6 protein-coding genes are annotated in these 12467 nt (G+C 41.5%); all 6 read left to right on the forward strand.

The annotated features are described in order from the left end of the window. Positions 1–60 precede the first annotated feature (60 nt). The 6 genes from MTF68_RS00290 to MTF68_RS00315 all read left to right on the forward strand — a co-directional run bounded on the left by MTF68_RS00290 (position 61) and on the right by MTF68_RS00315 (position 12308). Complete coding sequence (locus tag MTF68_RS00290) at positions 61–1188, forward strand: alkaline phosphatase family protein (RefSeq protein WP_248461300.1); 1128 nt, start codon at positions 61–63, stop codon at positions 1186–1188. Further along, positions 1185–2246 (forward strand): alkaline phosphatase D family protein, encoded by a 1062-nt coding sequence (locus tag MTF68_RS00295; protein ID WP_248461301.1) that lies wholly within the window; start codon positions 1185–1187, stop codon positions 2244–2246. Before MTF68_RS00290 ends, MTF68_RS00295 begins: the two co-directional genes overlap by 4 nt. A 160-nt stretch (positions 2247–2406) precedes the next feature. Then, complete coding sequence (gene recC / locus MTF68_RS00300) at positions 2407–5709, forward strand: exodeoxyribonuclease V subunit gamma (RefSeq protein WP_248461303.1); 3303 nt, start codon at positions 2407–2409, stop codon at positions 5707–5709. Then, entirely contained in the window at positions 5696–9259 is a 3564-nt protein-coding gene (gene recB / locus MTF68_RS00305) for an exodeoxyribonuclease V subunit beta (RefSeq protein ID WP_248461304.1), read from the forward strand. Before recC ends, recB begins: the two co-directional genes overlap by 14 nt. Further along, positions 9256–11214, forward strand: a complete 1959-nt coding sequence (gene recD / locus MTF68_RS00310; RefSeq protein ID WP_248461306.1) for an exodeoxyribonuclease V subunit alpha — start codon at positions 9256–9258, stop codon at positions 11212–11214. The genes recB and recD overlap by 4 nt, the downstream gene beginning before the upstream one ends. A gap of 695 nt (positions 11215–11909) precedes the next feature. Further along, positions 11910–12308, forward strand: coding sequence for a hypothetical protein (locus tag MTF68_RS00315; RefSeq protein WP_096042570.1), 399 nt, complete (start codon positions 11910–11912; stop codon positions 12306–12308). The last annotated feature ends 159 nt before the right edge of the window (positions 12309–12467 follow it).

A 12467-nucleotide genomic window follows, 5' to 3' on the forward strand; every position in this document is an offset into this window, starting at 1 on the left:
AAAGCCCATCTTTGATGGGCTTTTTGTTAAATGTACACAGTAATTAGGTACACAGTAATTATGAACTCAATTATAAAAGCCACGGTATTTAGCATCATTGTATTAATCAGCAATACCGCAAGCGCAGCGCAAAATGTAGTGCTAGTGACCCTTGATGGTGTGCGCTGGCAAGAGGTGTTTGGCGGCGCAGATAAAAACCTCATTAATAATGCCGATTTTGTTAAAAACCCAACGCAATTAAATAAGCAATTTTGGGCGCCTACCGCCAATAAGCGCCAGCAATTACTCATGCCATTTTTAACTCAGCATGTGGCTAAAAAGGGCGTAATTGTAGGTGATAGAGCAAAGGGCTCTAATATGTCGGTGAGCAACCCTTGGTATTTTTCATACCCTGGGTATAACGAAATTCTCACCGGCGAAGTAGATGAAAAAATTAATAGCAACAATAAAGTATTAAACGCGAATAAAACCATTTTAGAGCGCCTAGATGAGCGTGCAGACTTTAAAGGTAAAACCGCTTTGTTTGGGAGTTGGGATGTATTTCCTTACATTGTGAATACACAGCGTAGTAACGTGTATGTGAATGCGGGTTTTATGCCTATAGAAAACGATTTATTTGCTGATGCTAAGCTTTTAAACGCGTTGCAAAATGAAATTCCAAGCCCATGGGAAAACGTACGCTTAGACAGTTTTACTTACCGATTTGCTAAAGCGTATATGCTGGCAAAAACGCCGCGCTTGTTAGTTATTAGCTTAGGTGAAACCGACGACTTTGCGCACGATGGCCATTACGACCAATATTTAAAATCCGCAAGGCAAAGCGATGCGTTTTTAAAAGACTTATGGAACACAATTCAAACTACACCGGGCTATAAAAACAATACAACGCTTATTGTTACCACCGACCACGGCCGCGGGGGCAGTGCAAGTGACTGGCAACATCATAGCTCTAAACGTGCGTTGGCTGAGCTGCATTTAGCGGGTAATAAATTTCCTGAGGGCATTGTCGGCTCTGAGCATATTTGGCTTGCTGCCATTGGCCCTGCAATAAATGGGCACGGCTTAATTACAACACAAAATGAGCTTAAACAAGCGCAGGTTGCAGCCACTGTTTTAAGCGCATTGGGTATAAACCCTAAACACCTAAATTCAAACATGGCATCGCCAATAAGTGAGATCTTAAAATGAAGCAGTTAGTAAAACCTATTACACACGCCGTATTAGCATTAGGGTTAGCGTTTAGCGCAAATACTATGGCAGCCCCTTCAAAAATTTTATTTGGCTCGTGTGGGCATCAAGATAAAGACATCCCAATATTTGACACCATTAATAAAGAGCAGGGCGATTTATTTATATTTTTAGGTGACAATATTTACGGCGACACCAACGATATGACGGTACTTGCTAATAAATACCAAAAATTAGGTGCAAAACCAGGTTTTAAAACGCTAAAAGCGAATACGCCAATCATAGCGATGTGGGACGATCACGACTTTGGTCAAAACGATATTGGTAAAGACTACCCACATAAAGAGCAATCTCGCCAAATTATGCTCGATTTTTGGGGCGAGCCTAAAAGCTCAACCAGACGCACCCGCACGGATGGCATTTACACGTCGTATATGTATGGTGAGGATGAGCAAACCGTACACGTAATAATGCCCGATTTACGCTGGAACCGTGATGCGCTTAACCACGTAAGCGAGCTTGAATATTACACTAAGCGTAAGCTTAATAACCAAGGCCCGTATAGCCCAACTGAGGTGAAAGGCGCCTCTATGCTAGGTGAGGCGCAGTGGCAATGGCTTGAGCAAGAGCTTAAAAAGCCTGCGGCTATAAAGCTAATTGCCTCAAGCTTGCAGTTATTACCCGATTTTACAGGGTGGGAGTCGTGGGCTAATTTCCCAGAGGATCGTAACCGTTTATTTGCGTTAATTAAAAAACATCAAGTGAATGGGGTTATTATCATCAGTGGCGATACGCACTGGGGCGAAATATCAAAGTATCAACAAAACCTTGATTACCCTTTAATAGAAATGACCAGCTCAGGCCTCACTGAAAAGTGGAAAGACGTAAGCCCAAATAAACACCGTGTAGGTAATTTTACCCATAATGTAAATTACGGCGATTTAAGCATAGATTGGCAACAAGCAGATCCAGCCATCTCACTTAAGCTTAAAGGGATAGATGGTAAAGTGATTATGCAAAGCGCATTTAGCTTATCAAGCATTAGCCCTTATAAATAAAATGACCTGACAAATAAAACGCACAGTGATTAAAATTAACGCTGTGCGTTTAAATTCCCTGCTAACTCGCTGATTTATTAGTGCCAATTTGCTGATTGCGCTACCCCTATAAATGAAAATATCTTAAACTGGTTTTACTTCAAGTAAGGACTCCAGTTGTATGCTCAATATTATTCAATCAAACCGTATGGAAGCACTGCAGGCTCAGTTTAATCAGCTATTAAAAGTAAACCCGCTGCAAAGCCCATTCGATAAAGAAGTGGTATTAGTGCAGTCGCCGGGTATGTCGCAGTGGCTTAAAATTGGTTTAAGCGAAAACCTAGGGTTAGCCGCGCAGGTCGATTTTCCGCTGCCATCGAGCTTTATATGGCAGTTGTATCAGCAGTTATTGCCCAATGTACCTAAAGAGTCGGCATTTAATAAGCCTAACCTTGCTTGGAAATTATTTGCAATACTACCCAGTTGTATTGATGAACCGCTTTATTTGCCGTTAAAAACCTATTTAGAGGGCGACCTAGACGGGCAAAAAACCTTTGCCCTGTGTGAAAAAATTGCCGATGTGTACGACCAATATTTAATGTACCGCCCGCATTGGATTGCCACTTGGGATAGCGGCAAAGACGAACTTGACGATGTTGATGTAAGCATTGCCCCGTGGCAAAGCGATTTATGGCGAAAGCTGGTGGCGCACAGTAAAGCGCTTGGGCAAAGCCAATTTCATCGTGCCAATATGCAAGGGCAGTTACTCGCTGCGCTTGAGAATATGGATAATAGCTTACTACCTAAGCGCATTAGTTTATTTGGTATATCGGCGATTGCGAGCTCGCAGCTTGAGGTGTTTGAAGCCCTGAGCAAAAAAACAGAGGTTTTTTTATTCTTTTTTAATCCTAGCGAGCATTATTGGGGCGATGTGGTTGATGAAAAAACAGCAGCCAAAATAAATGCCAAATACGCCAAAATGCCGCTTTTAGAAGCGCAGCAAAAAAAACAAACTAACCCTGATGAAGAATACTACTTTATAGGTAACCCGCTTTTATCGTCATGGGGAAAACTAGGGCGCGACTACTTTGAGCAACTCGTACAACTTGATGCGCGTTGGATTGATGGTTTTATAGATGCGTTTGACGATAGCTTACTGGGCCAAATTCAAAGCGAGATTTACCAACTGGCATTTAAAGGTGAGTCGCTTACCGATAATAAACAATGGTTTATTAATGATGAGGGTAAACTGCCCATTAGCGACACCGACACCAGCATTACTTTAAGCGATTGCCACACACCGCTTAGAGAGGTTGAGCGCCTGCACGACTATTTACTTACTTTGTTTAATCAAAACCCGTCGCTCACTCCTAAAGACATTATTGTAATGATGCCTGATGTAGGTACGTACAGCCCGTATATTGAAGCGGTATTTGGCGGCGCGCAAAACACCAGTCGATTTATTCCTTATGCATTGGCCGATTTAGCCATAGAGCAAGAAAAACCGGTGCTGAGCTCGTTTGCCAGCTTAGCCAATTTGCCGTTTTCGCGTTTTGGTGTTTCGGATATTCTTGATTTACTGCAAGTAACACAAATTGCCGAAAAATTTGCGCTAGAGGCGCACGAGTACGAACAAATTCAATATTGGCTTGAGCGTGTAGGGGTTAAATGGGGTATAAATGCTGAGCACAAAAGTAGCTTTGATTTACCCGCAATAGATTTAAATACCTGGCAGCATGGTTTAAACCGTTTACTGCTAGGCATAGCCCAGCGCGATGAGCAATGCCCGTTTAACGGCATTTATAGTGCCGATGAAGTAGAGGGCATGGCGCTTGATACCCTTAATAAATTGGTGCATTTTATTGATGTACTGCAGCGCTTTAAAGATGAGCTAACCCCTGATGATACTCTTAGCAATAAAGCGGATATTTTATCTGAGCTAATAAATGCTATTTATTACAATGAGGGCGAAGACAGCTGGGATTTACTGGTACTGCAAAATGTTTTAGAGGAGCTTAAAAAGCACTATGATAATGGCGATTACGATAAACATGTATCGCAACGAATTGTAAGCTACCTGATAAAACAAGGCATTCAAGAAAAAGGCGTAGGGCAGCGCTTTTTAGTGGGGCAAGTTAACTTTTGTACACTAATGCCTATGCGCGCCGTGCCGTTTAAAGTGGTCTGTATGCTTGGCTTAAACGATGCCGATTACCCACGTACGGTGCAGCCAATAGGGTTTGACTTAGTGCCGTATTCTAAAAAACAAAAAGGTGACCGTTCACGTAAATTAGATGACCGCTACTTATTTTTAGAAGCCCTCCTGAGTGCCCGCGAAAATTTATACATAAGTTACATTGGCCGCTCGTGTTTTGACAATCAACCACGTATGCCCTCGACCTTAGTAAGCGAGCTTTTAGAGTACATAGGCCGCAGCTTTACGTTAGCAAATAACAGCGAAAAAACGCTGCCTGAGTGTTTAATTAATCAACAGCACTTACAGCCTTTTAATCGTGCGTATTACACAGCAGACAGTGAAGCTGAGGATAAGCTGAGTAATCACAGTTTTAATCCTATTTGGCTACCTAGTGAGCGCATAGACGCGCAGCCGCTAACAGCCATTGATGTAACAGCGCCCGCGCAATTAGAGCTTGATGTATTTATTCGCAGTGTGTGCAACGCACAAGAGAGCTTTTACCAGCAAACATTAGGTTTACGCCTACCTGAATTTAACGAAGTAGCAAAAGATGAAGAGCCTTTTAGCCTAGATGCGCTGCGCCGCTACTTTTATTTAGACGAAATACTGCAAGCCAACATTAATGAGCAACCTTTAAGTACAGAGCAAATATTGCAACGGGGGGAGCTGCCACAAGCCAATGTGGGCAATTTAGTGTATGAGAGCATGGCGCACCGAGTAGATGCACTAGCCGGGCAAGTAAAAGAGCATATTAAAAGCGGCAAAACCGACCCGCTTGAGGTGTCTTTGCGAATAGAAAACACCACCATTGAGGGCTGGCTTAATCATATTTACCTTCAAAAACAAGTGTTTTACCGAAGTGCCAGTATAAAGGCCAAAGATTTAATTAAGGGCTTTATATATCATCTTGTTGCACAAAGTATGGAGCAAAATGTAGAAACCCTATTACTGGGGCTTGATAAGCAAATTAGCTTTGCACCACTGAGTAAAAATGAGGCCGATGCCTTGCTCGGTGATTGGTTTTCGTTATACCAAGCCTTGCGCAAAGAGCCTGTGGCATTTTATCCGGTAAGTGGCTATGAATACGTTAAAAGTGGTGGCGATATTGGTAAAGCCATTAGCAAGTTTAACCCACAATACATAGGGCGCGGCGAGGGCGAAAACCCGTATATTCGTTTAACGGTGCAATCGCTCAATGACTGCCAAGAAGAATTTATTAAGTGGAGCGAAAAATTACTCTCCCCATTACATGCACATGCAAAGGAGAGTGACCATGCAAGCGCTTAATCCGCTAACAATGCCATTAAAAGGGCAAAGTTTAATAGAAGCCAGTGCGGGTACAGGTAAAACCTACACCATTACCGGGCTTTATTTACGTTATTTATTAGGCTTGCAAATACCAGGGGAGATAAACACCCCGTTAAGCGTTGAGCAAATACTTGTGGTTACCTTTACCGATGCCGCTACGCAAGAAATTAAAGACCGCGTACGCAGCCGTATTATTGCTGCGCGCGATGCATTACTTGGCCAAAACCCAAATGATGAATTAATAGAAGGTGTGATAGCCGCAGTAGATGATAAACATCGCGCCTTTGATTTACTCGATGCCGCCGCTAAATCTATGGACGAAGCCGCTATATTTACCATTCATGGTTTTTGCCAACGCATGTTAAAGCAGCATGCGTTTGAATCGGGCGTTGCTTTTAATCTTGAATTTATTTTAGATGAGCGCGACATACTGCTCGACACAATTAAGGATTTTTGGCGCGCCTTTGTATACCCACTTAATAAAGAACGCACTGATGCTATTTTAGAGGTGTTTGCAGCCCCTGAGTCGCTATTTAGCCAAGTTAGTAGTGTGCTAAATAAAGCCAATGCGAACATAGTGCCGCAAATAAACTTAGATGACGTATTTAAAGCTCGCGATGAGTACATTGCTAAAGTACCCGCTTTTAAAAAAGCAGTGCTGGAGCAAGAGTTTATAGCTGCAATAAAGGGCTCGGGTTTAAGTGGCTCTAAAACACCTGGGCGAAAAGGCAGTTTAACGGCCCTTGAAGGATTTTGTTTAGGTGATGAGTTATTTTTTGAATTTGGCACCAATAAATACTCGTTTGAGGTGTGGAGCAGCGAAAACTTAAGTGATGCCAGTAATTATAAAAAAAATCAGCCATTATTTAGCCACCCTCTGCTTAGCTTGTTTGATGAGCTCAGTGCACTTAATACTAAAATTAATCAGGGCCTTAAAATTGCCGTTGTACAAACCGCAGCTCGGTGGGTTAAACAGGCAATTGTAAAACGCAAGCAAGAGCAAAGTGTGATCACCCCAGATGATTTACTGACTAATTTACACAGTGCTTTAAATGCCGAGCAGGGCGAGGCTTTATCGCAAAAAATAGCGCAGCTATTTCCTGTTGCCATGATTGATGAGTTTCAAGATACCGATCCGATTCAGTACGGAATTTTTAGCAAAATATACGGCCAAGAAAAAACGACGCTTGCCATGATAGGCGACCCAAAACAGGCTATTTATGGCTTTAGGGGCGCTGATATTTTTACCTATATTGGCGCAAAAGAGTCGGTAGAGCCTGAGCAGCAATTTACTTTAGGTACTAATTTTCGCTCAAGCACCGATATAGTAAGCAGTGTAAACAGCTTGTTTTCTAAACATGCCAATAGCTTTATTTATAACGATGCCATACCGTTTAACGCAGTAGCAGCAAAAGGCAAAAAAGCCGATGAAACATTTACAATAGATGGCAAACCTGCCACCGCGTTTGAATTTAATGTATTTGTAGATGAAGCTGCAGATGAAAAAAACAAACCCACCAGCAAAGGCGTTGGGCAAGGGCATTTGGCCAGCTATTTTGCTAATAAAATAGTGACATTGCTTGAGCAAGCCGAGCAAGGGCGAGCGTGCATTGGTAAACATAAGGTGACCGCTGCCGATATTTGTATATTGGTGCGCGACCGTGTAGAAGCGCAAATAATGAAAAAAGCACTGAGCAATGCCAATATTGCTAGCGTGTATTTATCGCGCGACAGTGTTTTTAGCCAAGAGCTTAGCCACCATTTACTTAATTTTTTAACGGCATTGCATGGCCAATACAACGAGTCATTACTGCGCGGCGTATTAGCTGGGCCGTTATTTTGTTTAAGCTACAACGAAATTTACGCCCTTGCTGATGATGAAAATAAATGGCAAGAGCACTTAAACTTTTTTGCTCAACTTAGCCATATTTGGAACAAGCAAGGCGCAATGGCGATGCTTGAGCGTTTGTTAAGTCATAATCAGCTGAGCGCTAAGTGGCAAGGCCTTGGCTATAACGTTGAGCGCTGGTTAACCGACTTTAGACACTTAGGTGAAATACTGCAGCAAAAGCAAATAGAGTTAGAAGGCACTTTGCGCTTGCTGCGTTGGTTTGCACAAAAGGTTAGCCAGCAAGATGGCGAAACCGTGCAAGTACGCCTAGAGAGTGACGCCAACTTAGTTAAAATTGTGACTATGCATGCCTCAAAAGGGCTCGAGTATCCGCTGGTATTTATGCCTTTTGCCAGTGGCTATCGCGAAACTAAAGAAGCGCTTTATCATCAAAACGGCCAGCTAGTTTACGATTTAAGTAAAAACGAAGACGCCTTAGCACAAGCCGAGCAAGAACGCCTAGCTGAAGACTTACGCTTACTTTATGTTGCCCTTACCCGTGCGGTACATTTTTGTGCACTTGGGGTGTATAACATAGGGCAAGGGCAAAGTAGTCGCTTGGCTATACAAAGTAGTGCATTAGGGCATGTGTTATTTGCAGGGCTTGAGCTTACAAGTAGCCAAACGTGGCGCACCCACTTAAATGAATTTTGCGACGCTCACACCGAAATGCATTATCAGCAATTTACGGCTGAGCAATTGGCCGAACAAGGCCAATTAACACTTAATAGCGCAGTGCAGCAAAGCCAAGCGTTAAGAGTTAATACGGTTACAGCCAACATAGAGCGAGATTGGCGAGCAACCAGCTTTAGCGCGCTGAGCTTTAAAAAGCACACCGATCATATTGAGCCTGGACGCAGCGATGAAGATCATGAAAAAGATGAATTTGCTAACAGCCAAGATGAAATACCATCGCCTTACAGTTTCCCAAAGGGGGCAAAGCCCGGAAGCTGTTTGCATGAAATATTTGAGCAAATAGACTTTACCAGTGCGCAAGTACACCCTACAAATCCAGAGCAAAATTTAGCAGAGGTAGTAAAACATGCGCTGGATAAATACCATATTAGCGAAAGCTGGCAACACGTGACCGAGCAATGGGTGCTTGATTCGTTAACCTGCCCCTTAAACAATGAGAGGTTAAGCTTAAGTCAATTAGCCCCGACAGATTGCCTAGTCGAAATGGAATTTAATTTACCTTTAGATAGTTTAAGCGCGCCCAAATTAAACGAAATACTGGTTAAGCATTTTGGTTTTACCCAAAGCAAACTCGAGTTTGCTCATGTAAAAGGCCTGTTAAAGGGATTTATAGATTTAATTTTTTGCTATCAAGGGAAGTATTATATTTTAGATTATAAGTCTAATTACTTAGGCAATACGCCCGCTGATTATGAAAGCGACCTGCTAGAGCAAGCCATGAATAGCCATCAGTATCATTTACAGTATTTAATTTATAGCGTTGCGCTGCACCGATTACTCAAACAACGCATTAGTGATTATGCAATAGAAACCCACTTAGGCGGGGTTTATTATACGTTTTTACGCGGCATGCCGGCGGGCAAAGGGGTGTATTTTAATAAGCTTAGCGCAGAGCAAATCACACTATTAGATGGCTTATTTAGCCAAGGAGCCATGTTATGAGTGACTACCCTATGCAGCAAAGCCTGTTTGATGAGCCGCCAGCACCTGCCCAACCGTTAAATACGGTGGAGCTGCTTGACTACTTATTAGATGAAAAACGCATAAGAATGGTAGATGTAAAGCTTGCCTTAATGCTGTGCGATAACCAGCAAAACGACGTGTTTTATATAGTGTTATTGCTGTGTTTAGCACAGCAAAGCCAGCATAGCTGTTTAACATTAAAAGAAGTCGACTGGCAAAACCCGTTTAATTTACGCCAAAGCGACTTTACTAAAGCCGAGGGCAATGTACCAAATATTACATCGCCTTTTAACGAAGCCTTTAACTACCTCGATGCGCTTAGCTGTTTAAGTGCCCATAACAGTGTGGGCGAGGCCAAACCCTTACAGTTATTCAACGAACGGCTTTATTTTGCGCGCCTAGCTGATTATGAGCACACCTTAGCTACACGTTTACTTGCGATGAGTGAGCGCCATTTAAATATAAATACCCAGTTACTCAGCCAATTATTAAATGACTACTTTGTTGATAATTCAGCGCTTGCGATTGATTGGCAAAAAGTAGCTTGTGCTATTGCAGCAACAAAAGGCTTTAGCGTTATTACGGGCGGGCCAGGAACTGGTAAAACCACCACCGTGACTAAGCTATTAGCTATTTTACAGTCGCTTTATAAAAGTGCACCTTTAAGCATTAAGCTGGTGGCGCCTACAGGTAAAGCTGCAGCACGTTTAAGTGAATCAATTTTAGGGGCAAAAGAGCAACTTAAAATTATTCCTGAGGATATAAAGGCCTTAATTCCCGATAGCGCGCAAACCATTCACCGGCTTTTAGGGGTTAAACCCTTTACTAATAAATTTAAGCATAACAGCACCAACCCGCTGCATTTAGATGTACTTATTATTGATGAAGCCAGCATGGTTGATTTATCACTCATGGCTAAATTAATAGAAGCACTGCCTGCGCATGCGCGTTTAATATTGCTTGGCGATAAAGACCAACTTGCCTCGGTAGATACCGGCAGTGTAATGAGTGATTTATGCCAAGGGTTAGCATTGGGTGAAACGCCTAATTACTCGCAAGCACGATGTGATGAGCTCAATACTTTATGTTTTAAAGGAGAGGCTAAATTAGCGTCGCCTGGGCATAGCGAATTTAAACTAGCCGATTGCATTGCGTTTTTACAACACAGCTACCGGTTTGATGCACAAAGTGGCATTGGCCAGCTTGCGCTGGCGGTTAATACTAACCATAACGGTATTTTAAAATACGTAGAGCAACAAAGCACACAAGGGCAATTTAACGATGTTATTTTAGATTATGACTTTGTTGCAAAACCCATAGAAAAATTAATAAACAGTGCTGCTAAGCATTACGCTCATTATTTAAATTTAATCGCACAGGGGGCAAGTGTTGCAGATGTTCACGCGGCGTTTTCTCAATATCAATTATTAGCGGCCGTGCGTGAGGGTGATTACGGCGTAAATAGCTTAAACAGCCGCATTGAGCGCGCACTTGTGCAGCAAGGGTTAATATCGGTAAGCCCAAACCAGCGCCATTACAGTGGTATGCCCATTATGGTGAGCCAAAACGATTATCAACTTAAGTTGTTTAATGGGGATATTGGTATTTTAATGCCCGATGAAAGCGGGCAGTTAAAAGCGTTATTTATTGATGAGCAAAACACGGTTCGGGCGTTTTCACCCGCGCGCCTGCCTGCTCACGATAAAGTGTATGTAATGACCATACATAAATCGCAGGGCTCGGAGTTTAGTTATACTGCTATGGTTTTACCGCCGCTTAAACACGCCAGTATGGGCGTAAATAGGCAGCTGGTGTACACAGGCATAACACGTGCTAAAAACACCTTTGAGCTGGTGGCCGATAAAAAAGTACTGCAATTGGCCATGAGCAAAAGCGTATCAAGAGCCTCAGGATTGTATGAAAGACTAAAGTAGTTAACCTACTTTACTGATGATTATTTATTCTAATTACCTTTTATAATGTGGGTTAATGCTTTAAAAAATGTAGTAGTAAATTTAATGTTTCTCGGAATCAGAAAAATAGCGACTTCTGTACTTTAATCTTCATAACAGTTTGATGGGCTTAAAATCATTCAAAAATACTGTAGTAATGATTGGTTTGGTTATAAGCGCAGCTACTAACGAATTATAATTAACTTAGAAAAAAGGGGTTACGATAAATTATAACTTTGGTGATTTTTAAAAGCGAAATATGAGTTGCATCTAATAAGCTGTATAGGGAAACATCTACGGCAATATGTATAACTAACCCGCAGCACTCATTGGAGGCATCTCTAGCTGTGTAAAACTCTTATTTAGAACAAATTTTTGTCTGACTATTAACGCAATCACCCTAGCCCTGCATAGCTTACTTAATTAGCAAATTAGTATAAGTTTATACTGAACTTACTCTTTTTATAAAGCCGGCTTATTTATAAAATTTTTAAGAAAAGTTAGTTTTATACTGCTGTAAGTTTAAAGCAGAGAGAAAATTATTTTATTAATGGTTCTCAAGGTTTTTTATTGTTATGTTTATATATAATAAATAATAAGAAAAGACTCTATTGAAAGTTAATATTCATTAGGGTATATTTTTCGCTCATTTAATTTATATGGAAATTTATTCAGTTATGCTAAAAAAAATTATTATCAGTGTTTTACCCGTACTTGCTCTAGCTGGTTGTGGGTCAACACCGCCGATTCAAGCACAAGAAAAAACTATTGCATATCAAGGACAAACTTATGTGTTTGGTGGTCAGTATGATGAGAATCGCAACGAATTACAACTTACTGTAAATGGAGATCCTTTATTGAAAGGGCGCTTTCCCCCATATACTCCTACACTAAACTTAGCAAGTGACTATCAAGATGTACATATTTCTAGTTATTGTTACTTTGGCTCAGTTTTGAGTAGCAAAGGAGGGGTTTTTGGTGCAGTGGCTGGTGCAATTCAGTCATCAAACTCAAAGTCTGGCGATAAGTGTGATATTAAAATCGGTGGTGAAACAATAGAAAGCCTATATTTTTAGTTCAGCTTAAGAATCATCATCTTAGATCAAGTGTTCTGCTTGATCTCTCAACTTAGCATTTCCACTTCGATATTTCCTTCAAAATACAATTTAGATAGCTTTTATTAATGTAAGCTTCTCTTAAAAGAGTAGATTTATTAGTGACTTAGATTACTAGTA

It is taken from the genome of Pseudoalteromonas sp. 2CM37A (genome assembly GCF_023161885.1).
Lineage (GTDB): Bacteria > Pseudomonadota > Gammaproteobacteria > Enterobacterales > Alteromonadaceae > Pseudoalteromonas > Pseudoalteromonas atlantica.

What these genes read in the sequence shown, in the direction of transcription:
- MTF68_RS00290 (WP_248461300.1), top strand. Translation starts at nt 61, where the DNA reads ATGAACTCAATTATAAAAGCCACGGTATTTAGCATCATTGTATTAATC.
- MTF68_RS00295 (WP_248461301.1), top strand. Translation starts at nt 1,185, where the DNA reads ATGAAGCAGTTAGTAAAACCTATTACACACGCCGTATTAGCATTAGGG.
- recD (WP_248461306.1), top strand. Translation starts at nt 9,256, where the DNA reads ATGAGTGACTACCCTATGCAGCAAAGCCTGTTTGATGAGCCGCCAGCA.
- MTF68_RS00315 (WP_096042570.1), top strand. Translation starts at nt 11,910, where the DNA reads ATGCTAAAAAAAATTATTATCAGTGTTTTACCCGTACTTGCTCTAGCT.
- recC (WP_248461303.1), top strand. Translation starts at nt 2,407, where the DNA reads ATGCTCAATATTATTCAATCAAACCGTATGGAAGCACTGCAGGCTCAG.
- recB (WP_248461304.1), top strand. Translation starts at nt 5,696, where the DNA reads ATGCAAGCGCTTAATCCGCTAACAATGCCATTAAAAGGGCAAAGTTTA.